Annotated in this window: 27 protein-coding genes; 1 reads left to right on the forward strand and 26 read right to left on the reverse strand. The window is 34.8% G+C overall.

The genetic code is table 11. The features are described from left to right. Positions 1-4: 4 nt before the first annotated feature. From LE179_RS04115 to LE179_RS04235, 25 genes are all read right to left on the reverse strand, one after another. Complete coding sequence (locus tag LE179_RS04115; RefSeq protein ID WP_374129100.1) at positions 5-1,024, reverse strand: aspartate-semialdehyde dehydrogenase; 1,020 nt, start codon at positions 1,022-1,024, stop codon at positions 5-7. Between the two features lie 110 nt (positions 1,025-1,134). Further along, the gene (locus LE179_RS04120) at positions 1,135-2,196 is read right to left on the reverse strand and encodes a 3-isopropylmalate dehydrogenase (protein ID WP_374129101.1); all 1,062 of its coding nucleotides are present in this window, start codon (positions 2,194-2,196) and stop codon (positions 1,135-1,137) included. A gap of 39 nt (positions 2,197-2,235) precedes the next feature. Continuing rightward, positions 2,236-2,736 carry a 3-isopropylmalate dehydratase small subunit gene (leuD, locus tag LE179_RS04125; RefSeq protein ID WP_374129135.1) on the reverse strand — a complete coding sequence of 167 codons (501 nt, stop codon included), beginning with the start codon at positions 2,734-2,736 and terminating at the stop codon, positions 2,236-2,238. A 175-nt stretch (positions 2,737-2,911) separates the two neighbouring features. Next, on the reverse strand, positions 2,912-4,174 hold the full coding sequence (leuC, locus tag LE179_RS04130) for a 3-isopropylmalate dehydratase large subunit (RefSeq protein ID WP_374129102.1): 1,263 nt from the start codon (positions 4,172-4,174) through the stop codon (positions 2,912-2,914). After that, positions 4,175-5,731 carry a 2-isopropylmalate synthase gene (locus LE179_RS04135; RefSeq protein WP_374129103.1) on the reverse strand — a complete coding sequence of 519 codons (1,557 nt, stop codon included), beginning with the start codon at positions 5,729-5,731 and terminating at the stop codon, positions 4,175-4,177. It abuts the gene before it with no gap. 1,149 nt (positions 5,732-6,880) lie between these two features. Then, on the reverse strand, positions 6,881-7,021 hold the full coding sequence (locus tag LE179_RS04140) for a hypothetical protein (protein ID WP_374129104.1): 141 nt from the start codon (positions 7,019-7,021) through the stop codon (positions 6,881-6,883). Positions 7,022-7,326: 305 nt separating this feature from the next. After that, on the reverse strand, positions 7,327-8,400 hold the full coding sequence (queA, locus tag LE179_RS04145; protein ID WP_374129105.1) for a tRNA preQ1(34) S-adenosylmethionine ribosyltransferase-isomerase QueA: 1,074 nt from the start codon (positions 8,398-8,400) through the stop codon (positions 7,327-7,329). Further along, positions 8,397-9,527 carry a SpoIID/LytB domain-containing protein gene (locus LE179_RS04150; RefSeq protein WP_374129106.1) on the reverse strand — a complete coding sequence of 377 codons (1,131 nt, stop codon included), beginning with the start codon at positions 9,525-9,527 and terminating at the stop codon, positions 8,397-8,399. Before LE179_RS04150 ends, queA begins: the two co-directional genes overlap by 4 nt. Before the next feature lie 78 nt (positions 9,528-9,605). After that, a complete protein-coding gene (locus LE179_RS04155; RefSeq protein WP_374129107.1) occupies positions 9,606-10,148 on the reverse strand; it encodes an epoxyqueuosine reductase QueH in 543 nt (180 codons plus the stop codon). After that, the gene (gene ruvB, locus LE179_RS04160) at positions 10,145-11,161 is read right to left on the reverse strand and encodes a Holliday junction branch migration DNA helicase RuvB (RefSeq protein ID WP_374129108.1); all 1,017 of its coding nucleotides are present in this window, start codon (positions 11,159-11,161) and stop codon (positions 10,145-10,147) included. Before ruvB ends, LE179_RS04155 begins: the two co-directional genes overlap by 4 nt. Before the next feature lie 45 nt (positions 11,162-11,206). Further along, on the reverse strand, positions 11,207-13,432 hold the full coding sequence (locus tag LE179_RS04165; protein ID WP_374129109.1) for a DNA methyltransferase: 2,226 nt from the start codon (positions 13,430-13,432) through the stop codon (positions 11,207-11,209). 68 nt (positions 13,433-13,500) lie between these two features. After that, a complete protein-coding gene (ruvA, locus tag LE179_RS04170; protein ID WP_374129110.1) occupies positions 13,501-14,115 on the reverse strand; it encodes a Holliday junction branch migration protein RuvA in 615 nt (204 codons plus the stop codon). Positions 14,116-14,192: 77 nt separating this feature from the next. Beyond that, on the reverse strand, positions 14,193-14,696 hold the full coding sequence (ruvC, locus tag LE179_RS04175; RefSeq protein ID WP_374129111.1) for a crossover junction endodeoxyribonuclease RuvC: 504 nt from the start codon (positions 14,694-14,696) through the stop codon (positions 14,193-14,195). 17 nt (positions 14,697-14,713) lie between these two features. Then, positions 14,714-15,469 (reverse strand): YebC/PmpR family DNA-binding transcriptional regulator, encoded by a 756-nt coding sequence (locus LE179_RS04180; protein WP_374129112.1) that lies wholly within the window; start codon positions 15,467-15,469, stop codon positions 14,714-14,716. Between the two features lie 74 nt (positions 15,470-15,543). Continuing rightward, the gene (atpC, locus tag LE179_RS04185) at positions 15,544-15,960 is read right to left on the reverse strand and encodes an ATP synthase F1 subunit epsilon (protein ID WP_374129113.1); all 417 of its coding nucleotides are present in this window, start codon (positions 15,958-15,960) and stop codon (positions 15,544-15,546) included. A 32-nt stretch (positions 15,961-15,992) separates the two neighbouring features. Beyond that, entirely contained in the window at positions 15,993-17,405 is a 1,413-nt protein-coding gene (gene atpD / locus LE179_RS04190) for a F0F1 ATP synthase subunit beta (RefSeq protein ID WP_374129114.1), read from the reverse strand. Position 17,406: 1 nt separating this feature from the next. Then, positions 17,407-18,252, reverse strand: a complete 846-nt coding sequence (gene atpG, locus LE179_RS04195; RefSeq protein ID WP_374129115.1) for an ATP synthase F1 subunit gamma — start codon at positions 18,250-18,252, stop codon at positions 17,407-17,409. Next, positions 18,227-19,768 (reverse strand): F0F1 ATP synthase subunit alpha, encoded by a 1,542-nt coding sequence (gene atpA / locus LE179_RS04200; protein WP_374129116.1) that lies wholly within the window; start codon positions 19,766-19,768, stop codon positions 18,227-18,229. Before atpA ends, atpG begins: the two co-directional genes overlap by 26 nt. Beyond that, positions 19,765-20,121: a hypothetical protein gene (locus tag LE179_RS04205; protein ID WP_374129117.1), complete on the reverse strand. Its 357-nt coding sequence runs from the start codon at positions 20,119-20,121 to the stop codon at positions 19,765-19,767. Before LE179_RS04205 ends, atpA begins: the two co-directional genes overlap by 4 nt. Beyond that, entirely contained in the window at positions 20,102-20,611 is a 510-nt protein-coding gene (gene atpF / locus LE179_RS04210) for a F0F1 ATP synthase subunit B (protein WP_374129118.1), read from the reverse strand. Before atpF ends, LE179_RS04205 begins: the two co-directional genes overlap by 20 nt. A gap of 22 nt (positions 20,612-20,633) precedes the next feature. Beyond that, entirely contained in the window at positions 20,634-20,840 is a 207-nt protein-coding gene (atpE, locus tag LE179_RS04215; protein WP_374129119.1) for an ATP synthase F0 subunit C, read from the reverse strand. A 31-nt stretch (positions 20,841-20,871) separates the two neighbouring features. Further along, positions 20,872-21,597, reverse strand: a complete 726-nt coding sequence (locus LE179_RS04220; protein ID WP_374129120.1) for a F0F1 ATP synthase subunit A — start codon at positions 21,595-21,597, stop codon at positions 20,872-20,874. An 836-nt stretch (positions 21,598-22,433) separates the two neighbouring features. Then, a complete protein-coding gene (locus LE179_RS04225; RefSeq protein ID WP_374129121.1) occupies positions 22,434-23,090 on the reverse strand; it encodes a biotin/lipoate A/B protein ligase family protein in 657 nt (218 codons plus the stop codon). Then, positions 23,074-23,397: a methylated-DNA--[protein]-cysteine S-methyltransferase gene (locus LE179_RS04230; RefSeq protein ID WP_374129122.1), complete on the reverse strand. Its 324-nt coding sequence runs from the start codon at positions 23,395-23,397 to the stop codon at positions 23,074-23,076. Before LE179_RS04230 ends, LE179_RS04225 begins: the two co-directional genes overlap by 17 nt. A gap of 101 nt (positions 23,398-23,498) precedes the next feature. Further along, positions 23,499-24,797, reverse strand: coding sequence for a GIY-YIG nuclease family protein (locus tag LE179_RS04235; protein WP_374129123.1), 1,299 nt, complete (start codon positions 24,795-24,797; stop codon positions 23,499-23,501). A gap of 59 nt (positions 24,798-24,856) precedes the next feature. Here LE179_RS04235 and LE179_RS04240 point away from each other — a divergent pair, with 59 nt between their 5' ends. Continuing rightward, positions 24,857-25,195, forward strand: a complete 339-nt coding sequence (locus tag LE179_RS04240; protein WP_374129137.1) for a hypothetical protein — start codon at positions 24,857-24,859, stop codon at positions 25,193-25,195. Here the strand turns inward: LE179_RS04240 and LE179_RS04245 are convergent. Next, positions 25,136-25,390: a lipid II flippase MurJ gene (locus tag LE179_RS04245; RefSeq protein WP_374129124.1), complete on the reverse strand. Its 255-nt coding sequence runs from the start codon at positions 25,388-25,390 to the stop codon at positions 25,136-25,138. The genes LE179_RS04240 and LE179_RS04245 overlap by 60 nt on opposite strands. Positions 25,391-25,490 lie beyond the last annotated feature (100 nt).

Raw genomic sequence — 25,490 nt, forward strand, 5'->3', positions numbered from 1 at the left:
TTTTTTATATGAGTTTGTTTTTTACAAGCACTTCTGCAATTTGGACTGCATTTAATGCAGCACCTTTCAAAAGATTGTCAGATACTATCCAAAGTGTTAAGGCGTTGTTTTTTGTTGAAATATCAGAACGAATTCTTCCAATATAGGTCATCTGCATATTTTCTGCAGACAAAGGCATTGGATATTTATTATTTTTAGGTTCATCTAAAAGTTGAATTCCATTAGCTTTTGAAAATAACTCTTTTGCCTGTGCCGGAGAAATCGGTTTTTCAGTTTCAATCCATACGCTTTCTGAATGCGAACGGAATACTGGAACTCTTACACATGTTGCACTGACTTCTATTGAATTATCACCCATAATTTTCTTTGTTTCATTTGTCATTTTCATTTCTTCTTTTGTATATCCATTTTCCGTGAAAACATCTATTTGTGGTATAAGGTTAAAGGCTATTTGATACTGGAATTTATCTGCAGCTAGGATTGTTTCACCTTTAGCCCATGCTTTTGTTTGTTCAGCAAGCTCATTTATGCCTTTTTGTCCTGCTCCCGAAACTGCTTGGTATGTTGAAACAATAATCCTTTTTATTTTTGCAAAATTATGCAAAGGTTTTAAGGCCACAACCATTTGAATTGTCGAGCAGTTAGGATTTGCGATAAGCTTTTTCTCTTTTTTCAAATCATGTGGATTTACTTCTGGAACAACTAAAGGAATATCTTTATTCATTCTCCACGCACTTGAATTATCTATGACAAAACATCCGTCAGCCGTGAAAAAAGGAGCGAACTCTTTAGAAACTGCTGCACCCGCGCTAAAAAGTGCGATGTCGACACCTCTACCGCCGTTTTTTGTAAGCAATTCGACTGCAACTTCTTTACCATTATATGTCAATTTTTTACCTACAGAGCGTTTTGAAGCTAAAAATTTTATACTTTCCACAGGAAAATTTCTACTTTCAAGCATCTTAATCATTTCAAGCCCTACTGCACCGGTAGCGCCAGCTACTGCTACTTTGAATTTCTTCATTTTTTTTCCTCGTTTTTAAAAAGAATCAAGCACTATGGTATGGGAATTAACCTCCTCAATAGTGCTTGTGAATAAACAATTCTTTTCTTTCTTATTTGAGACTTGTTTTACTATATTAATGAAGCGATTAAATCACCGACTTCCGTTGTTGAAAGTCCCATTTTTCCAGCTGACATGCTCTTAATTTTGCCCGATTCTAAAGCTTTAATAACTGCATTGTCTATGTCTTTTGCAGCTTTAGATTCACCGATTGTTTCAAGCATCATTGCACCTGCATTGATTGTTGCTATAGGATTTATTATATTTAATCCTGTATATTTGGGAGCAGATCCACCCATAGGTTCAAACATTGATACGCCTTCAGGATTGATATTTCCTCCTGCTGCAATGCCCATACCACCTTGAATCATAGCAGCTAAATCCGTAATAATATCACCGAAAAGGTTATCGGTAACAACAACATCAAACCATTCGGGATTTTTTACGAACCACATACATGCTGCATCGACGTTTACATAATTGCCTTTTACCTGCGGATATTCTTTTGCAACAACATTGAAAGTACGCTGCCATAAATCTGAAGCGTAAGTTAAGACATTTGTTTTACCACACAATGTCAATTTATTATTCTTCGCTCTTTTTTTGGTAAGTTCAAATGCGTAACGGATGCATCTTTCAACACCAAATCTTGTGTTTATGGATTCTTGAATTGCCACTTCTTGTAGTGTATCTTTCTTCAAAAATCCGCCTGCCCCTGTGTATAGACCTTCTGTGTTTTCGCGGACAATTATCATATCTATATCTTCAGGTTCTTTATTTTTTAAAGGAGTTTCAACATTGGGATAGAGTTTAACTGGCCGTAGATTTATGTACTGCTCGAGTTCAAAACGAAGTTTCAAAAGAATACCTTTTTCAAGAATTCCTGGTTTTACGTCAGGATGTCCTATCGCACCGAGATACATTGCGTCGAATTTTTTAAATTCTTCTATAACACTATCGGGGAGAATTTCACCTGTTTTTAAATATCTACTTCCGCCGATATCGTAGTTTGTAAAATCAAATTTAAAACTATTTTTCTTTGCCGCAGTTTCAATTACTTTTATGCCTTCTTTTATTACTTCAGGTCCTGTTCCATCACCGGGAAGAATCGCTATTTTATAAGTTTTGGGCATTTTATAACTCCATATTTTAAAATTTTATACAAATTTTGCTTAACTCTGTTCTCCGCCTGTGCTTTTTATATAGTCCAAAAGTCCGCCTGCTTTTATGATTTTCTGCATAAATTCTGGAAAAGGTTGTGACTGATAAGATTTATTTTTAGTCACATTTTTTATAATGCCTTCATTTAAATTTATCTCAATAGTATCGCCACTTTTTATTGCTTTTACAGCTTCTGGAGATTCCAAAATCGGAAGTCCTATATTTATTGAATTTCTAAAAAATATCCTTGCAAAAGAGTTTGCTATCACAGCTGAAATGCCTGCGGCTTTAATTGCTATCGGAGCGTGTTCTCTTGAGGATCCGCATCCGAAATTATTTTCTGCAACTATTATATCTCCTGGCTTTACATTTTTTACGAAATTTTTATCTATATCTTCCATACAGTATTTTGAAAGTATCGCAGGATCTGTTGTGTTTAGATATCTTGCTGGTATTATTTCATCTGTGTTTACATTTGAACCATATTTATGAGCTTTACCTTTTAGAATTATATCAGACATCATATACTCCCTTTTCGATATTTGATTTGAAATGTATAATATTTTCATTTTTCATGGCAATCTGATTCATTAAAAAACAAATCTCCTCGCTGTATTTATCGCACTTAATGCAAAGATATAATATTTTTATATAGCGCGCGTGAAGACCGACCTGAGAAACCATGTTCTAAATTTCGTCCGGTGTCGCTATATAACCTTTTATCGCTGATGCTGCTGCTATTGCAGGGTTTGCCAAGAATAATTGCGATTCAACATGTCCCATTCTTCCTACAAAATTTCTGTTTGTAGTTGAAACGCACTTTTCTCCCGATGCAAGTATTCCCATATGTCCGCCGAGACATGGACCGCATGTCGGTGCGGAAATTACAGCTCCAGCATCCATAAATATTCTGAGCAGTCCTTCATCTAAGGCTTGAGAATAAACTTCTGGCGTAGCAGGGATTATAAACGTTCTGACGTTAGGATTTACTTTTTTGCCTTTTTTTATAATCGATGCGGCAATTCTTAAATCTTCAATTCTGCCATTAGTGCAAGAGCCTATTACGACTTGATCTATATAAGTTTTTTTGATATCTTTTACAGCTTTTGTATTTGACGGTAAAAAAGGAATTGCTACTTGAGGCAAAATTTTATTGCAGTCTATTTCAAATATTTTCAAATATTTTGCATCTTTATCACTTGTATAAAATTTATATTTTCTTTGCGCTCTTTTTGCCACGTAATTTTCTGTAATTTCATCAGGCGTAAATATACCGCTTTTTCCACCTGCTTCAATAGCCATATTAGCTATTGTAAGTCTATCGGCCATTGTAAGTTTTTTGCATAAAGGACCAGCAAATTCCATCGAATTATAAAGCGCTCCGTCAACACCGATAAGTCCGATTATATAAAGGATAATGTCTTTGCCACTTACCCATTTATTTAATTTCCCAGTTAAAACAAATTTAATTGAATTGGGAACTTTAAACCACACTTTTCCAGTTGCTATTGCTGCTGAGACATCTGTTGAACCGACTCCTGTTGAAAATGCACCCAATGCTCCATAGGTACAAGTATGCGAATCTGCACCTATAACAACATCTCCAGGAACTATGATACCTTTTTCAGGAAGCAGAGCATGTTCTACGCCAACATTTCCACCTTCATAATAATGTTTTATTTTATGTTCTTTTGCGAATTCTCTTACAAATTTAACATGTTCTGCACTTAATATGTCTTTATTTGGCGTAAAATGATCCATCACAAAAGCTATTTTGTTTTTATTGAAAACCTTTTTTATTTTGGCTTTTCTGAACTCTTTTACTGCCAAAGGTGCTGTAACATCATTTGAAAGCGCTATATCAACTTTTGGCTCTATAAACTCATTTGGCTCAACAACTTTTTTACCACAGTGTGATGCCAATATTTTTTCTGTAATAGTACTGCCCATTTATTTCCCCTTTTTTTTATTGTTATAGAACGATTTTGCTTTATTAATTGCCTGCATATAAGCTTTTGCGCTTGCTTCAACTATATCTGTTGAAGTTCCTTTACCTGAATACATCATTCCCATATACTCTATTTTTAAAATAACTTCTCCGAGTGCATCTTCTCCCGAAGAAACAGATCGTAATGAAAAATCCGTAAGTTTGATATCCATATTTATTATTTTATCTATTGCTTTGTATACTGCATCAACAGGTCCTGAGCCGCAGGCTGCTTCTTGAAAAATCATAGGTTTTATTTTTTTGTTGTCTTCTTCACTTTTTAGAATTTTTACAGTTGCTGTCGGTATTGTTCCAGTACCTGAAGTAGCGCTTAAGTAATTCAAAATGAAAGTCTCTTTCCCTGAAGAGGAATCTTCTTCAATCAAAGCGATTATGTCATCGTCGAAAATCGTTTTCTTTTTATCAGCTAAAATTTTAAAATTTTCAAATAATTGTTCTAATGTTTTATCCTTTAATTTATACCCTAGATCTTTAATCCTTTTGAAGAACGCATGTCTGCCTGAGTGCTTGCCTAAAACCAATAAACTTTCGGGAACACCCACATCGGCCGGACTCATAATTTCATAAGTTTCTCTTGCCTTAAGAACTCCATCCTGATGAATTCCAGATTCATGAGCAAAAGCATTCGCACCTACAATGGCTTTGTTTACCTGTACTGGAATTCCAGTTAACCTTGAAACAAGCTTACTTGTATTGTATATTTCATTTGTTTTAATTGAATGTTTTGCATTGTAGTAATGAGGTCTCACTTTCAATGCCATTGCGATTTCTTCAAGAGATGCATTTCCTGCTCTTTCTCCTATGCCGTTAATTGTACATTCAACTTGTCTTGCGCCATTTTCAATTGCGGATAAAGAATTTGCGACCGCAAGCCCCAAATCATTATGGCAATGAACACTTAAGATTGTTTTGTCAATATTGGGAACTTTTCTTTTAATTTCAGCTATTTTTTGTCCGAATTCAACAGGAGTTGTATAACCCACAGTGTCTGGAATATTTACAGTAGTTGCACCTGCGTCTATAACGGCTTCTACAACTTTACACAAAAAGTCCATATCTGACCTTCCTGCGTCTTCAGCAGAAAATTCTATGTCTTTACATAAACTTTTTGCATATTTAATGGACTTTATAGCCATATCTAACACTTGTGATCTGGTTTTTTGAAGCTTCTTTTCCATATGCAAGTCGGAAGTCGCCAGAAATATGTGTATCCTAGGTTTTTTTGAATATTTTATGGCATTCCAGCAAGCATTGATATCTTTTTCAGAAGCTCTACATAATCCTGCGATTGAAGATGTTTTAATTTGCTGAGATATAGTTTTTACAGCCTCAAAGTCTCCCTGACTGGAAATTGGAAAGCCTGCTTCAATAACATCAACACCTAAAGCTGCAAGCTGATTTGCAACAATTAGTTTTTCTTTTAAATTCATGCTTGCGCCCGGCGATTGTTCTCCATCTCTCAGTGTTGTATCAAAAAATATTACATTGCTTTTTTCCATCTTTATTTCTCCCATAATTATTTTTTTAGTATAACAAAAATAATCACAGACTAAGTTGACAATACTCTAAAGTATTGTTTAATTTTAATAATCATTTTTATTTCACTTTTATACATATATAAATTGCGACTTTTAGCATTAGCTAATTATACCGTGTTGCAAATTTCTTTTTTATATATTTTACATTAAGTTGTAGCGTTTTGCAATATACTCACTTATTAACCATTAATAATTTTACGGGATTATCATTATATTTAGAGCTATTGTATTTATTGTTGTCAGATAAAGGTCAGACAAAGTATTGTTTATATGTGCGATGAAACTGGTATTTTGGCTCTGCTAATTTATCGAACCGCTAAAATTTATTTTTGTTCTTGATTTGCCACGATTACAAATTATTTCTTACTATGACTTGCTATTTCATAAATCACATTTCATCTTATATTATACTGGAATTCTTCCTGTAATTTGATATCCTAAGCAACTCATTTTATATCTCATTCACTACACTTCATTTCCCAATACTTTATTTTCGCTTATCACGTCTTCTACGTTGACGAGTATCAATAAATTCTAAAGGTTGGTCGTCATCGTTTGTCCGTTTAGTGTGCGTTTTCACATAACTATATCATCTGTGGAAATTTGAGCACATAACTGAAAGTTTGTTCTTCTCTCCAGTGAGTTTTTTTATCACGACATAATTTCTTTGGTTTATGTCAACCAGCTATTATTTGCTCTCGCCATCGTTCTTCGCTCTTTTGTGAAGCGTCTGTACTCACCTTGAGAAGAGGTTTCATGTTCAACCGTTGTACTTCGATTCACTACTCTCCCAAATTGATATCTTAACCGTTCAATTTCTTTATGCATGGTTGATGCAATACCTCTTCAAATCCGCAGGCTCTTTCTCTATTTTTCCTAATTTAAGACGACGTTCATATCAGTAATCTCTACCTGCCGTCATATCTAAGAAGTTTTTTCTTAAAGCGTAGTTCGTTTCTACAACATTGCTTTGCATAATACGAACTCTATTTAGTTCTTTGTATAATAGTATCCACACTCTAGCGATATTTGCGGTGCAATAGTCGACGATTTTTAGTTCTGTTTCCCCCTTGCTTTCGTTTTATAACTCGTCTATTGTTTGTGCTTTATTTAATTTATAGCTCCTATTTTGTCAAAATATTCGGTTTCTACTTTGTCAGCTTTTGCCTCTATTCTATCTGCTCTTTCGTTCTCGCGAGTGCTAATAATTCTATCATTCGCTTTTTCGGTGTGTCTTTTGGCTTTTGACATAAGTATGTAATCAAACACGCTACAACTGCTACAAAACTGCTTAACAAAACCGCTATTGAAACAGCCATTGCCTTAGCTGCTAGCCTGTAATATTCTTCGATTTCTTTTCTTTATGCGTCAAATTCTCCCTAAAAATGGGAATTCGAACGGTTTCTCAAGCTTCAAACCTAAGGCATTTTTGAGTTTCTCTCTTTTTTAATTCTTATGATTATCAATCAAATATACGTCTTGAAATCACTTAAAACCTTTTCAAAATTGGCAGCCATCATTATAACGTAAATCTGCCAAACCAGAATCTATGTACTCTATAGAATAAGCATAGAATCTCCGTAGGAAAAAAATCTGTATTTTTCTTTTACAGCTTCTTTGTAAGCTTTGAGCATAATTTCTCTTGAAGAAAGAGCGCTTGCCATTATGAGAGGCGTCGATTTAGGAAGATGAAGATTGGTGATTAAAGTATTTATTATTTTAAATTTATATCCAGGATATATAAAAATTGAAGTTTCGCCAGAGATATCTTTTATGAAAAATTTGTCATTTTTTAGAAAACCAGATTTGCTTGCGGCAAATTCGAGTGCTCTTACCGAAGTAGTCCCCACTGCAACAATTTTTTTATTGTTATTTATCGCTGAATTTATAATTTTCGCATTTGTTTTGTCTATAATAAATTTTTCCGAAAGCATAATATGATTATTTAGCTTTGCAGTGTTTATAGGTTTAAAAGTTCCCCATCCCACATAAAGAGTTAAAGTTGCGATATTTATGCCTTTTGCTTTTAGTGTTCCTAAAATATCTTCGGTAAAATGGAGACCTGCTGTAGGAGCTGCAATGGCGCCTAAAGTTTTGGCGTAAATTGTTTGATATCTTTGCTTGTCAAAATCTGACAGTTCCCATGCAAGCTTGCCTTTTCTATTTATATAAGGCGGTAGTGGCATAATGCCGTGTTTCTGCAGGAATTCTAAGATTCCAGACTTATTAAATTTAACTATGGTCTCACCTGTTTCTGTTTTTGACATTATTTCACATTCATAGCCGTCTTCAAAATACACTTTTTTTCCGCTGCTAATAAAAGGTTTTATCAAAACTTTGTATTCCCCATCTTTTTGGCGCGGGTCGAGAAACAATATTTCCACTTTTCCGCCACCGCTTTTTTTACCGAAAAGTCTTGATGGTATAACTTTTGTTATATTAATTGTAAGACAATCGCCGGCGTTGAAATATTCAACAATGTCAGAAAATTTTCTATGATAAAATTTTTGTGTTCTTCTATTGACGACAAAAAGTCTTGAATCCTGCCTATTTTCAACTGGTTTTTGCGCGATTAACTCTTTTGGAATTTCATAGTCATAATTAGATAAAAAATTATCTGCATCTGTCATTTATAAACAACCTTTTCAATTTTTGTCTCGGGATAAAAGTGAACTAAAATCTGTTTATAAGTTTTACCTTTTTCCCCCATACCCTTGGCACCCCATTGGCACAAACCTACTTTGTGTCCCCATCCTTTGCCTTTAAAGTGAAATTTGTTGCCATTTATTTTTATAGAATCAAAAGAGTGGCTTTTTATCTGCCATGCATCAACAGCGAGGCGAAATTGATAGGCATTAAGCGTAAGTTCACCTTCTGAATGTATTATTTTTAATTCTTTTGCGGAGCCTGCCGAAGTCTTCCCCTTGATTTTAATCTTTTTAATTTCCCCTATATTATTATCTGAAAGTTGTTTCCTTATGAAACTTTCGTCCAGTGCTTTTTCCCAGTTTGTATATGGAGCTGCGGCGCAGTAGTCGCACTTTACTCCTTTTAAGTATGGAGGCGTATCTTGCCAATTCCATACATATTGCGGATCTTCTGTATGTCCGCCGCAATTTGCATGAAAAACAGTCTGCGCAAGTTCCCCGTTATAAGTTAAGACTTCGCATTGAGTTTCTAAAATTGCTTTATTGCATGGAGTGACTTCAACACCTGCACCGCCGTAAACCTGACAATGAGTTGTAGAGCATATATCAAATCCTTGACTCGAATGCTTGTTTAAATTTATGATTGCGTATGTTCTGCTTATTACGGCTTGGGCTTTTAATGCCTCTATATTCCAATCAACCGATGCTTCTTTAGGTAAAACACCTTTTATGTAATCTTCTAAAGTTAGGACATTGATAATATTTAATTTATTTCCTGATTTTTCTACTATTAGATATCCTCTGTAAGGTTTGGAATCAGCAAAAATGACGCCGTTTGAAGGTTCTATTTTTAGAGGTGGTGACAAAAACAGTTTTTCTACTTGAATACCTTTTTCAGAGCAATAAATGTCGGTGATACCTTTAGTAAGTTTTAGTTTTTTGTTTGATGCGTCAGAGATAAAAAAATCTTTTGAACTTCCTGTCCTAAAAGAAGGAGTATCAAGTATTATGCCGACATTTATGTTTTCCTGTACATCCGCCGCCGCATAGACGTTATAGCAATAGCATAAGAAAAAGACAGTAAATATTAATAAAACTTTAATTTTCATTTTGATTCTATTAGTTTATCGAATAATAAAATCCTTAAAGCGTCCTGATTCTCTGGATTATTCGATTTTATAACTCTATTATTGCGTAGTGTCTTCTTTAAGTTTCAATCTTTCGTTCAAAGATTTATTGCAACCGCAGTATTTCTGTACATAATATCCTTTTTGCCTTAAAGAATTTTTACCTTCATAAAAACCTGTTCTAAAATCGCTGGACAAGAATTCTATTACGTATTTATCGGCAAAATTATCTGCGATTTGTTTTATTAAGTCTTGTTTTTGGTAGGGACTTGAGAGAAGTGAAGTGCAAAAAAAATCAAATTTATTTTGTTTTGCAAACGTTGCGGTTTTTTCTAGTCTCAATGTATAACAAAGATTACACTTTTCGGAACTTTTATTTTTCCAGTTGTTATAGTTGTAAAGAAAATCTTTTTCTTCATAGAGCAAAACGTTTAATTCTTCCGCGTATTTAGTAACCGCATTTTTTCTGTTCCTATATTCTTGTTCGTCATAAATATTGGGATTGTACCAATAGAAAGAAATAGCGTATTCATCACGGAGCATTTTTACTGCAGCCGCTGAACATAGAGCGCAGCAAATATGAAGTAAAACTTTCTTTTTCACTTTACAATATCTCTTTTTGGAAGTTCAAGACCGACATGTTTATATCCAGTATCGGTAACAACTCTGCCTCTTGGCGTTCTTGCTATAAAACCGGATTGTATAAGATATGGTTCATAAACATCTATTATAGTATCTGGCTCTTCAGATATGACTGCTGCAATAGTGTCAATGCCTACAGGACCGCCGTCAAATTTCTCAATCAAAACGGTAAGAATAAGTCTGTCTATTTTATCGAGTCCCGCACTGTCAACTTCCAAAGCATTAAGTGCTTCTTTTGCTATAGTGTGCGTAATTTTGCCTTCTCTTACTTCAGCAAAATCTCTTACTCTTTTTAGAAGTCTGTTTACTATTCTTGGCGTTCCCCTTGAGCGTCTTGCAATTTCTTTGCTTGCATCTTCGTCCACAACAATATTCATTACTGTGGCAGAACGGTTAACTATATGCTCAAGTTCTTTTGTACTGTAAAAATCCAGATGTTCTATGATACCAAATCTGTCTCTCAAAGGACTTGATAAAAGTCCTGCCCTTGTTGTTGCGCCTATCAATGTAAAATGAGGAATAGACAGTTTAATTGTTTTTGCCGAAGGACCTTGTCCTATTATAATATTAAGTTTAAAATCTTCCATGACTGGATATAAAGATTCTTCAACAAGATGATTCATTCTGTGGATTTCGTCTATGAAAAAGATATCGCCCTCAGAAAGATTTGTAAGTATTGCCGCCAAGTCTCCGACTCTTTCTAAAACCGGTCCTGCCGTTATTCTTAAATTACCACCCATTTCTTTTGCAATTATATGCGAAAGAGTTGTTTTTCCTAGTCCGGGTGGAGCATAAAGTAAGCAATGGTCTAGCGCCTCGTGTCTTTTTTTTGCAGCTTCTATAAAAACTTTAAGATTATTTTTGAGTTTGTCCTGACCTATAAAATCGTCAAGACTTTGCGGTCTTAGGATATTTTCTATTCCGTCTTCTTCAATAAGTTTTGAAGTTTCGACAATTCTTTCTGTTTCGTCCATGATTTAACTCTTGAGTACTCTTATAAAGCATATTTATCGTATGTATTAAAATCCGCCTAATGAAAGTTGTCCATCTTGTTTAAGTTTCCAGTTGCTTTCGCCGACGCGTTGCCCGATGTCCTCAAGCACGTTTAAAATTGTCTGTTCTTCAGGTGTTATTCCATTTTTCAAAAGAGGTAATATACGAAACACTATCTCGTTAAAAGTCGGAGCTTTATTTTCACTTTCCATTCTGCGCAAGTAGCTGATTAAGTAATATCTAATGCGCAATTTAACATCAATATGCGTTTGAAATTTTGCATTTTCTTTTATGCTAAAAATTTTTGTTTGTTTGTCATAGTCAAAATTTTCAAGAAGAAAAGGTGTAATATCTGAATATTCTTTCTTTAATAAATCAAGAAAACCAAGCTCCAACCCCTTAATAATTAACTCGTCGTTTATCTGCTCTAGAGTCGCTCCGTCATTTTTGGCAATTATTCCTTCTATAGTCTGCGTAATCATATCGGTTATATTCATACCGCAATTTGCTTTCATTATTGTTTTCGGATTTTTTACCTTATGGAAATTTATAATCAACTGTCCTGATAAAACCGTGAAAGGATTTTGGCGTTTTTTAAAACTTGTCTGTCCGTTTTTTTGAGAAACTGCCCCGACATATTCAAAACCGCAACTTTCAGCTGTATTGACTATCAAATGCCAAAATTCTGGATCCTTGTGGGCGAATACAAACGAAAGCCATCTGTCAAATCTTAATACTCTATACATTTCCATTATGCTTTGTGCTATGAGACTATTATAATCGTTTTTGCTTTTGTGGTGTTCACCGCCTTCTATTGCCTCTTTTTCATAGTCTTCTTCTGTTACGTCTAAGTCAAGCCAGGCATTCCACATTACAGATAAATCTAAATAAGGTATTTTTTTCCCATAAGGAGGATCAGTATAGATGTAATCAACGCTTTCATTACCCAAAAAAGATAAGTCCGCCGCTGTTCCTTTTAAAATCTGGGCGTTTAAAATTGTCTTATCAGTTATAAAATACTCTATTTCCTTTTTTGCTTCGCTCACTTTTTGATAGCGAAGATCAAAAAACTTAATAAAATCTATATTCTTAGGATCTGGAGCTATTCTATACCGATAATATCGGAATGCGGCGCAATCACCTCCTCCTCTTGTTTTTGAAGCATGATAAGTTAAGTTAATTCTTGTGACCATTCCTGAAAACATCAACAACAATGAACTCCTAATATTTTCATTTTTTTGTTTTTTGATTAATGACTTCAATAGCGCAAGTTGCGATATTTGTTTTTTGTTAAATAATTTATCTACAGTATCGACGTCCGACCCTTTAGGAAGCGCAAGTTTTTTGGGACCTGGATATTTTTTCAAAATCTTTTGAATTTCTTCTTCTGTTTTTGGCTCTTTCCTAATATACTCATTTTTTACTTCTTCAAATGCCTGCGCTAATTCGAACTGTTTAACAGGCGCAAGTAATGACTTCACTAAAAAAACTGCCATAGGGTTTAAATCTACACTTACAGCTTTTCTCCCGTTCATTAAAGCTTCGATAGCAGTGACACCGCTGCCGCCAAAAGGATCAAGCACTAAATCGCTAGACTTACTGTAATTTTTGATGTATTCAGCTACTACATTCCAACTCTGTTTTGTAAAATATCCATGAACACCGAAATGCCTTTTTGCAGCTTGTTTTTCTACCTTTATTTCTTTGAGCAGAGTTCTGTTGTTATAATCAAATTGTACAGATGTTTCTCTTACTTCGTAAACAAAACTTTTGCCATTTTGAAAACTTGAAGGAGATAATAAAGCTATTAGTTTTTCCAAATTTTCATCTATATCTTCAATTTTAAAATATAAAATAGGCTCATCTGTTGACAAAGTCCTGAAAAGTGAAAACTCTAAACCATTGCAAAGTGCAAAATAAATGCTTTTTATTTCAGGATGAAAAGCATAACTATAAGCTTGCTCTACATTATCACTATTTATAACTTTTTGATTTGGTGCTTTTGCTTCTAATACACATACAAAATTATCTTTTACTTTTAAAACATAATCGGGTATAAGTTTTACGCTCCGTTTTTTACTTCCAACCTTTAAAAAAGGATGCTTCAAAGATTTACTGCGGATAATATTTTCTCGCTTATATCCAAGTCTTTCAAGAATAGGTAAAATTATAATCTCTTTGACGCTGTCTTCTTTAAAGTCAGGATTAGAAATTTTATTTAAAGTGGAGCTAGAAAATAGTTTTTCTTTCATTGTATTCTTTTCTTTTTTTAAATAAAATCGGTTTGCAGTAACAAATTTTGAAAATGAGACAGTATAAACTACAAATATTGCAAAGATTTTCTTATTAAGTCTTCAAGAGTAATATTTTCATTGTGTTCGCAAGCGTTGGTTACTGCAACTCTTGCCTGCTGCTCTCTATACCCTAAAGCTATAAGACCTGTTATGGCTTCTGAAATAGTTGTATTTTTAATTGTTTTTATGCTTATCCATTTTTCTTCGCCAGAAATATTTACTGTAGATATTTTATCCTTTAAAGCGACAAGAAGTTTATCCGCTGTTTTTTTTGTAAAACCGAATATCTCGTTTAGCATTGCCGGATTTTTTGAAATTATTGCAGCTTTAAAATCCGCAAATGATTTTGAAATTTTATCGATATATTCCATGGCTTTTTTAGCGCCAGTTCCCGGAACTTCGTCTTTTATAAGCAGATACATATCTCTTTCCTCTTTTGTTAAAAAACCGTAAAGAGAAGTAATTCCGCCATACAGTCCTACGGCAGCCTCAACTATATATATTTTTATTGGATTTCTAATTTCTGGAAGTTCTAGAAATGTGGAGAGCGGAACTGATATTGCGTAACCGATACCGTTGATTTCAACAGTTATGCCGTCTTTTGATTTTGAATCAAGAATTCCATGAAAATAATCTATCATTATAAACCCTTGCTTTCGTTTTCATCTTAAAAAGAGCATAGTTTTTTGAGAGATGTAGTTTTGCTCTTTAAAATCTTTTAACTTTTCACAATAGTAGAGGTATTGTTCCAACTCATAGTATTGACATGACATACTGCAATCGCAAGGGCGTCTGCGGCATCATCAGGTTTTGGTATTTCTTTAAGTCTTAAAAAGGTTTTTACTATATGCTGCATCTGATGTTTATCTGCCGATCCATATCCTGTTAATGCTATTTTGACGCGTTTTGGATTGTATTCAAACAAAGGTATTTTGTTCAATGATACGGTTAAAATAATTGCACCTCTTGCCTGTCCAACTGCCGTAACGCTTTTTGCTGCTTTCAAAAAAAATAGCTCTTCTATTGCGACAGCTTCAGGTTTATATTTATCTATGATAGACTGGAGTTCTGCATTGATATTTTGCAATCTTTGCATGAGCGATACCGACGGCGTTGTTTTAATACAGCCGTACCGCACGGGATTAATTTTATCTCTGGAAAACGCTTCAAGGACACCCCATCCGGTAAGTGAAAGGCCGGGGTCAATTCCAAGTACTATCATTGTATATCAAAAAGTGCTTAAACACTCAATTTCTCCATTTCTTCGCTGGAAATATCAAAATTTGCATAGACATTTTTAACGTCATCGTGTTCTTCCAATGCATCTATAAGTTTCAGCATACACTTTGCATCATCACCTGTAAGAATGATATGAGTCTGCGGAACCATTGTAACTTCAGCTGATACAACAGGTATATTTTTTTCTTTTAGAGCATTTTTTACAGTTTCTAAATCTTGAGAAAACGTAATAATTTCATATACGTCGCTGCCGGTTTCGCTTTTAAAATCTTCTACCCCCGCATCTAAGGCTGTGTTCATCACGGTTTCCTCGTCTGCCGCAGATTTGTTGATGATTATGTAACCTTTTCTGCCAAACATCCAGCCTACGCATCCGGTTTCTCCAAGATTTCCTTTGTGACTTGAGAGCATTTTTCTTATATCTGACGCTGTTCTATTTTTATTGTCAGTCGTTACTTCAACAATCAACGCTACTCCTGCAGGACCGTAACCCTCATAGACCATTTCTTCGTAAATGGCTCCGGGTATTTCGCCCGCGCCTCTTTGTATGGCTTTTTTTATATTATCCTGAGGCATATTTGCTTCTTTAGCATCTTCTATGGCTTTTCTCAAACGAGCATTGTTTTCAATCTGCGCGCCGCTTTCTTTGGTTGCAACTACAATTTCTCTGATAATTTTTGTAAAAACCTTGCCTTTTTTTGCGTCAGTTGCAGCCTTTTTGTGTTTAATACTCGCCCATTTATTATGACCTGACATACTTTAACTCCTCAAGCTTGTTCCTTATATCTTAACAAGTTTAACATAAAAACAGCAAAATTGCTTTTTTATAATTATATTTTTTTCCGTTTAAGTCCTAACCTAGATTTTAACTCAACTGCTGATTTTTTCAACTGAGACTCAATAACGGATATATCAACAAATTCTTTTCTCTTATTTTTCATATCTTTTGCGAGATCTATTGCCTGCTTTATTTTTTGTTTGCTTATTTCATCAGAGTGCGCCGCAAATTCGGCAACTACATTGACGTTGTTGTTGGTAATTTCTATAAAACCGCCGCTGACAGCAATCTTTTTTATATCGCCTGAAGTTTCAATTGTTATTTCGCCGTTATTTAATTTTGTTATAAAATTTGTATGCCCGGACAGCACAGTAATCGTGCCTCTTGTCGTCGGGAAAGAAACCGATGTTGTTTCCCCTTTAAAAACAATTCCTTCCGGCGATAAAATTTCTATTTCAAACTTATTCATATTTTCCCGTTAAATTATTTGTTTCTTTTATTTTAAGGAGACTTTTTAGCTTTTTCGATAACATCTTCTATTGAACCGACCATATAAAAAGCTTGTTCTGGCAGGGAATCGTATTTCCCTTTAATAATATCTTTAAATCCTTTTATAGTATCTTCAGTTTTAACATATCTTCCTTCAAGTCCTGTAAACGTTTCGGCGACAAACATAGGCTGGGTCAAAAATTTTTGTACTTTTCTCGCTCTTGAAACGGTCAGTTTGTCTTCATCTGAAAGTTCGTCCATACCGAGTATCGCAATGATGTCCTGCAAATCTTTATATTTCTGTAAAATCTTTTTAACAGACATTGCTGTGTTGTAATGATCTTCGCCTACAATGTTAGGGTCCAAAAGTCTTGAAGAAGAAGTAAGCGGATTGACGGCAGGGTATAATCCTTGTTCCATAATTGATCTGTCAAGCGTGAGAGTCGCATCTAAGTGCGCAAAAATTGCTACAGGCGCCGGATCGGTATAATCGTCTGCAGGGACGTAAACTGCCTGAACAGAAGTAACCGAACCTTTATTTGTCGATGCGATTCTTTCTTGTAAGTCACCCATATCCTTTGCGAGATTGGGCTGGTATCCTACTGCGGATGGCATTCTTCCAAGAAGAGCGGACACTTCACTGCCAGCTTGAGCGAATCTGAAAATATTGTCGATGAACAACAAAACATCTTCGCCTTTTTCATCGCGGAAATATTCGGCCATTGTAAGAGCCGTAAGCGCAACTCTCATTCTGTTTCCTGGTGGCTCGTTCATCTGTCCGAAGACCAAAACAGTTTTATCCATAACTTTTGATTCCACCATTTCCATCCACAGGTCGGTTCCTTCTCTTGTTCTCTCGCCCACTCCTGCAAAAACTGAATGTCCTTTGTGGACTGCGGCAATATTTCTTATAAGCTCTTTGACTATAACGGTTTTTCCTACTCCAGCGCCACCGAAAATTCCTATTTTCCCGCCTTTCGTAAAAGGAGAAACCAAGTCTATTACTTTAAGTCCTGTTTCAAGCATTTCCGGAGTTGTTTTCTGATCGACAAAAGCGGGCGCGGGTCTATGTATAGGGTATCTTTTGACGGAATTGTCAATTTCTCCTAAAGCATCAACAGGTTCGCCTAAAACGTTAAATATTCTTCCGAGTGTTTTTTCACCTACGGGAACTTTGATGGGAGCAAAGGTTCTTACAGCCTTCATTCCTTTTTTCATTCCATCTGTTGATCCCATTGCTATCGTTCTTACTTCGGAATTATCCATTTGGAACATTGTCTCGAGAACTAAATTGCTCCCGTTAGACATCTTTAAAATCAATGCCTCATAGACTTCAGGGACAGTATTTTCAAATTTAAAATCTACAACTGCGCCCTGAACCCTTATAACAGTGCCTTGTGAGTTTACGTTTTCTTTATTTTCCATTTTATATTCTCTGTTGTCCGTTAGCAAGATCTAAAATTTCATTCGTAATTTTTTCCTGTCTGGACTTATTATAAATATTAGTTAAAGATGCTGAAATATCGCTCGCATTATCTTTTGCATTTTTCATAGCGGTCATTCTTGCAGCTTGTTCTGAAGCATAAGCATTCATGAATGCACTGTAAAATTCAACTTCAAAATAGTAAGGAAGCATATCTTTGAGAATACTCTGTGGATCAGGCTCAAAAATGTAATCCATTTTGTTTTCTTGAAAGTTTTTATCGGGTTTTATCGGTAAAATTTCCTCGATGACCGGCTCCTGTATAAGCATATTTTTAAATTCCGTATATATTATGCTTATTTTTGTGACTTCGCCTGAGACGTAAAAATTTTTTGCTATGTCTATTATGGGGTATATGTAGTCATATTTAGGAAAATTTGTTCCCATACTGAAAGACGCGAGAACGTCATAGTTGTACCTTGCCACATTGTTTGCAGCTTTCTTGCCTATGGCAACGACATAGTCACTGGGCTGCACATAAAAACTTACTTTTTTAAGGAGATTTACAACAAGTCCTCCGCAAAGTCCTTTATCCGGAGAAATAATGTAAACAAGTCTCTTGCCATCCCTTTCTTTAGAAAATTTTTCTATTTCATCATATAAATCTTTATCTGTAAGAATTCGTTGAGTTATATACTTAATTTTTCTTGCGTACGAATTGTGTTTTTCAACGGAATCTTGAGTCTTGCGTATTTTAGACGCAGCTATCATCTCCATAGCTTTTGCTATCTGTGCTATGCTGTCTGAGGTTTTTATTCTTTTTTTAAGCTGTTGTAGGTTCTGTGCCATAATTATTTATCTTTTTAAACTCTTTTAGTTCTTTTTCAAGCTCTGCTTTTAAAGCATCATCTATCTTTGCACCTGTTGAAAGTTTTTTAACGGTTTCAGGATATGTCCTCTTTACATATTCTATTATCTGTTGTTCAACTACAGCAACTTTGTCAATGTCTATGTTGTCAAGTAGACCTGATGTTACGGCAAAAATTGATAATATTTCAGAAAGTTCGTCATAAGGTTTATACTGTGCCTGTTTTAAAATTTCTGTAATTCTTCTGCCTCTTTCAAGTCTTTTCAGTGTATCCTCGTCTAAATCGCTTCCAAACTGCGTGAAAGCCTGTAATTCTCTGAATTGTGAGAGTTCGAGCCTTAAAGGTCCCGCCAATTGTTTCATTGACTTAGTCTGTGCCGCTCCTCCTACACGTGAAACGGAAAGTCCGACGTTAATTGCCGGGCGTATGCCTGAATTAAATAAATCGGCTTCAAGATATATTTGTCCGTCTGTAATTGAGACGACGTTTGTAGGAATATAGGCGGACAAGTCATTCCCTTGAGTCTCGACGATGGGGAGTGCTGTGAGAGTTCCTCCGCCTTTTTCGTCAGACATTCTTGCAGCTCTTTCCAAAAGTCTTGAATGTAAATAGAAAATGTCGCCCGGGTACGCTTCGCGTCCTGCGGGTCTTTTAATTAGAAGAGATATTTGTCTGTATGCCCACGCATGTTTTGTTAAATCATCGTAAACAATCAAAACATCTTCGCCCTTATCCATAAAATATTCGCCGATTGCACAAGCCGTAAGCGGTGCAATGTACTGCATTGAAGCGGGATCTGAAGCCGTAGCCGCAACGATGATAGTATAACTCATTGCGCCTTCTTCTTTAAGCTTTGTTGTAATTGAGGCTAAATTAGATTTTTTCTGTCCTATTGAGCAATATATGCATAGAACTCTTTTCAAGCCCATATCGGGTTTTTTCTGGTTTATTATAGCGTCAACTGCTATAGCTGTTTTTCCGGTACCTCTATCTCCGATTATGAGTTCTCTCTGTCCTCTTCCCACCGGTGTCATTGCGTCGATGGCTTTAATGCCAGTTTTTAATGGTCTATCCACAGAACTCCTTTGAATGATGCCGGGAGCTATTTTTTCAATCGGATAATAAACGGGATTACTGTGTTTTAATTTGTTGCCGTCTATGGACTGCCCCAGAGTGTTTATTACTCTTCCTATTAATTTATTGGAAACCGCGACGCTTAGAACTTTTCCCGTAGATTTTACTTTCATTCCGCGCACGATATGTCCTGAATTTTTGAGCAGTACTATTGAAATATAATCTTCATCAATATTTAAAACGAAACCTATAGATCCGTCGTCGAACTCTATTGCTTCATAATAACCTGCACCGGAGAGCCCTGAAGCTTTTACAATTTCATCGCCGACACTCTCAACAACTCCAAAGTTTACTAATTCGGGCTTTAGCTGTGCAGAATACAGTTCTTTTTCAATTTTTTGTATTATTTCTTCTGGTTTCATAAACTCTCTCTTATATCATTTAATATTCTTTTTACTATTCCAGAAACGCTGTAATCCAAAACAAAATCGCCATATTCAAATCGCACTCCGCCTGAAATATTATCGTCGTCGCGCTTAAATAAAATTTTTTTGTTTGGAAACATCGCAGTAATTTTCCTTTTATTTACATCATTTAACTCGCCGGCAAAACTTGCGGTGACGCTGCTGTTTTTTATTTCTTTTGACAACAAACGCATAAACACTTTAAGCTCTTGTCTTGAAAGATTGGAAAGAATCCAGTCCAAACCTTTTATACTAAGTTCATCATGTTTAATAATAGAGTCTACAAGTTCTTTAATTTGTGATATTTTCATCTATTTTTTCTAATGCCCGCGATATAAGTTTTTGTTTCTCATCCTCAGTAAATAAATTTGATAGGACTTTTGACATAACTTTTCCCGAAATATCTACAGACATCTTTCCGATTTTCTTATTCATATTTTCAAACTCTGTTGCCGCTCTCTGCTTTGCCTCTTCTACGATATGTTCCGACCGACTCTTTGCTTCTATAGCTGCTTTTTCCTTTGTTTCTTCAATCGAAACTTTTGTTGTTGCCATCATCATGTCGGCGCTGCTTTTAGCTTCCGCAAGAATCTTTTTTTTCTCTTCAGCTGCATTTCCCAAGATAATTTTTGCGTTTTCAGCATCTTGCAAAGATTGTTCAATCTTACGTTTTCTTTCATCAAGCATTTTTTTTAAAGGCGCAAATAAAAACTTTTTAAGAACAAATACTATGATTAAGAAATTTACAAGCTGAAACAAAAATAATCTTGCTTCTAGACCGAATTTTTGTATTATTTCCATTTTTATCTCTTGCTATTAAGTTTTACTTAGTAAATGCAAAAATGAGAGAGTATATCGCTATAGCTTCGGCAAATGCCATCGCTATAAGCATATTCACCATTATTTTTCCAGCTGCTTCAGGATTACGTCCTATAGCCTCAACAGCTTTTGCACCGATGAAACCAATTCCTAAAGCCGGTCCTAAACCACCGATTGCAATGATGATTCCACCTGCAAGCGTAAAAATCATTTCATTTCTCCTTTTTTACGTATACTATTAATTAATGTGATTTGTCTGTCATTATATGCATAAAAGCCATTGTAAGCATTGCAAAAACTATTGCCTGAATAAGAGCGACCATGATCTCAAGAACTATAAAAGGAAGCGGCAAACCAAACGAAAACAATCCGTACATAGTCGACATAACTCTTTCTCCTGCGAAGATGTTTCCGAATAAACGAAAAGAAAATGAAATAAGTTTTGTTATTTCGTTTACAAATTCCAAGATGCCGACGAATAAAAATATAGGAAACATTCTGAATGTAATGAACCTTCTGAAATAAGCTTTGATGCCAGTGTGTTTTATACTGAAGTAATGCGTTACGACTACGGAAATGACGGCGAGTGCAAGCGTGAAATTTAAATCGCTTGTGGCAGCTCTTAGAAATGGTACTCCATGATGTTCTAATGCCGCTGTTTGGAACCTTATTGATTCAAACCCAGGAAACTGCGCAACTAAATTTGAGATTAGTATAAACAAAAAAAATGATAAAACCCAAGGATATATAAACGAAGCTCTTTCTCCGGCAATTTCCTCAGTGGTTTCTCTAAAATAATCAATAACTGCTTCAATGGCATTTTGTGTGCCGCCGGGTTTAAGCGCAACTGTCTTGCTTACCATAAAAACTAATACAATAATAACAATATCGGTAATAACTGTAGCAATAACAGTATTTGTTACTGGAAAACCTGCTATTGAAAATAATATTTCGGGACTTATTTGCATCTCGATTGCCTCAGTTTTGTGACTGACTTTTTTTTAGAATGAATATTTATTCCTTGTTTCAAGTAGCCGTGATTTTATATTATGCCGCTCCCGCATAGCGCGTGATGATAATCACCCGCAGTCAAACATGTAATCTTTATTGATTCCACCTGCATTGTTCAGTTTGATTTAATGTATCTCGATCCGTTTGCTGGTTTGATTTTGCCTTATTTTTGAGTTTTGCATAAGCTGCATACAAATCTCTTTAACAAATTATATACTGCAGAATGAAACTCCGCTGCTTTTACGCATGTGTCTTGCGACTCCAGCTTTACTATAAACTAAATACAAGTTGGCAAACAAATAATTTTCCGCACAGTCAGTCATTTTCCTTAAAGTTCGGTTCTCAATCCAAAAATTATGCAGTAGATTCTTCTGTAGCCGAAAGTCTGTTTCCATCTATAAATGCTTGTGCAGGAAATAAAGAAATAATCAATTACCTGAAAAAGTCTATATAAGCGTATAATATAAGTCGATTTTTTATTCTCAATGTTTTTTTGTCATTGTCAAATTGTTTATTGGCACAGAAACAAACTCGTAATACGCAATATGAGCTGTATTATATTAATAAAAGTGCGTTTAGTCAACATTGAATTATTGATTAAATGCATATATAATTGGGCATTTTAAAATTCTGAAACATAATATTTATTCGTTATCATTACTTTTTCTCCACTGCTTTATCTTTGCGATACGCATAGAGAATTGATGTCAATAAGAATTTGAGCGGTTTTATTTGTGAATTTACATTTATTTCTGCTCTTTTTTTTCTGTTTTAGTCGGAATAATCTTTTATATTAAAATTTATTATTCCACTGTAGATTTAAATACTTTTCCTCAACAATTTTTTCTGCATATTTAATATCATCGTTATTGAAATTTGAAGTTTTTATTTCGGTTTTAAGAAATTCTGCCATATTTTTTGCAAAATTTGAGGAAAAAACTTTTCTGTCGGTACTATTTAGATTTATATGAATTGATCCCTGCACCATAAGTTTATTTCCCCGTCTGCGTAAACACGAACCTGTGATTTTTCTACCGTTTAAAATCAAATCGTTTTCACAAAAAGTCTGAACGCATATATTGCTTGCATTTCCTGCCTTCTTATCTAAAATTGTAGAATCAATACCAAGCAACTGTAAAGCTTTCCGTATTGCTAAATGAATATTTCTGTAAGTTTCTTGTTGATTATACACATTGAGAAAATCTGACGATATAATGAAACTATAAGAAATATCATTGTAATGGTTTACCGTAAGTCCGCCGGTAAACCTTCTTACAAAAGTGCTTGCTGCAATATCTTTGGTTTTTTGGAAATAGCCTATTGTTGTATATGGATTGTCCCAATAATATGTTCTTAAAATAGGTTCATTTTTGTATTCATTAAACAGTGTTTCATCAAGCGCCATATTCATTGCTGCATTTCTTGGAATATCGTCAATCCAACGAAGCATCTTTTCCTGTTTCCTTTTCGTATTTAAGCATCTGCAATTTTTTCTTTATTCCGCCCGCCGCAGAATAACCGCCCATTTTCCCATCGCTTCTTATAACCCTGTGGCAAGGCACTATCGGAGCAAAAGGATTTTTACTTAATGCCGTACCTACCGCTCTTGCGGCTTTAGGCGCTCCTATCTTTTTTGCAAGTTGCAAATAAGTTAAAGTTTTTCCTGCAGATATTTTAAAGCAGGCTTTCCAAACTTTTACATAAAAATCAGGGTAGGTTTTCATTTTTTCAATAATATCTTTTGGTATTTTTTTCATGGGTTTTCCTATATTGGGAAATTTGGTTGCGTTGTTGTTGGCGAACGTTCTGGAACCGTCTTCTTTAGCACTCATAAAATAGCATAATACAATTTTGATTTTTATATTCCAAACTCTTTTGCTCTAAGTTTCCTATGATAATTTACGGCAAATCTATGCGCTTCATCTCTTACGGACTGCAAAAGTCTTAAAGCTGGCGAATGTCTACTTAAAATCAACGGTTTGTCTTTGTTTGGTAAAAAAATTTCTTCATTCTTTTTTGCAAGCGAAATTATCGGAATTTGCGACTGGATATCTTCAAGAGCGTCCAATGCGGCGCTAAGCTGTCCTTTTCCTCCGTCGATTAAAATCAAATCCGGCATCTTTTCATTCTTTCTTATCAATGCCGAATATCTTCTGAAAACAACTTCTCTCATACTTGCAAAGTCATCCGCTCCCGCGACAGTTTTAATTTTAAATCTTCTGTAATTCTTTTTATCCGAAATGCCGTTTTGAAATCTAACCATAGAAGCGACGGCATTTGTGCCTTGTATATTTGAATTATCAAATCCTTCTATTATTGCAGGTTGGCGTTTTAATCCTAAAATATTTTTTAATTCGTTTATGCTGTTTGCTCTCTGCACAGACTGAGTTATTTCATCTTGTGTGATTTCATTTATCATGACTCTTTCGGACATATTTTGCAGCGCGTAGAGTCTATCTCTTATTTCTCTTGCTTCTTCATAACGCATATTTTCGCTTAAATCAAGCATTTGTTTTTTCCATTTATCTTCAAGTTTTTTAAATTTCCCGTTTAAAAATAACTCAATACCTTTAATTTTTTCTTTATAATCTTTCGACGTAATTTTACTAAGACACGGACCGGTACACATTTCCGTATGATAATAAAGGCATGATTTAACCTTTTTTTCTTCAGGAAGAGATTTCTCCGCAATATCCATTTTACACGGGCGGATTTTAAAAAGTTTTACAAGCCAACGGACAAATTTTTTTATGTAAAAAACTTGCGGATATGGACCGAAGTAAAGAGCGCCGTCTTTAATTTTTTTTCTTATAAGTGTCAAACGCGGGAAATCTTCATTTATTGAAAATTTGATATACGGATAAGATTTATCATCTTTCCACATTGAATTGAAATACGGTTTGACTTTGTTTATCAGCTGTCTTTCAATTATCAATGCTTCTCTTTCGGAAGTACACAAAATGTAATCAATTTTACGCATTGCCGTTATAATAGTGGCGGCTTTTGAATTTATATCGGCGTTAAAATATGACGATATTCTATTTTTAAGACTTTTTGCTTTTCCGATATATATAATATTGCCGATTCCGTCGCGCATTATATAGACGCCGGGAAGTTTTGGAATATTGTTGAATTTTTTATTTTTATAGTCTTTCATTGTGAGTGTTCCGTCTGAAATTGTAGCAATTTACGCTGCGCCTGCGATAATTGATTAACTTGTATTCCTTTGCTCGTTTTTATTTTTTTAAGAGAAACTGTAAGAATAGATTTAATTCTCCAGATTTTAAGTCGTATGAGACTGCGACAAATACAATTAAGCCTGAAGATATTGAAGTAGGAACTGAAATAAACAAGTTTTCTGAAATTCTGCATACATTTCAAGCCGTTATGCCGGTGATAACGGATGCGAACCGAGCTTTTAAAGATGAAAATGATATTTGTTTAAGACCAAGTTTGCCTATGCGTTTTTTAAGATATGCGGCAAGTAAAATAAAGTTAAAGCAAGATGCCGCAGCTGTTGCAAAAGCAAACCCGCCGCCCCATCGGACGCATTAATAAATTATACAAGATAACATATCGAATCATTGTCATCATAACCATTTTGGCGGGTGTTTTTGTATCTTGGAACGCATAAAACGCATTTGCAAAAATTCTTGCTAAAGCATAAGCAGGAAATCCTAAAGAATAATAAAATAATGCGTTGTTTGTCGTGAGTGATGTTAACGAATTAAATTTGCCGCGTTCAAACAACAGCTTTACTGCATGATGACCTATAACAGCGAGACAAGTGTTTTATTTTCCATAGTTATATTTTATTATATCTTTTAGCTTTTTATAAAAGGTGATATAA

The organism is Candidatus Endomicrobiellum agilis (assembly GCF_020328115.1).
GTDB lineage: Bacteria > Elusimicrobiota > Endomicrobiia > Endomicrobiales > Endomicrobiaceae > Endomicrobiellum > Endomicrobiellum agilis.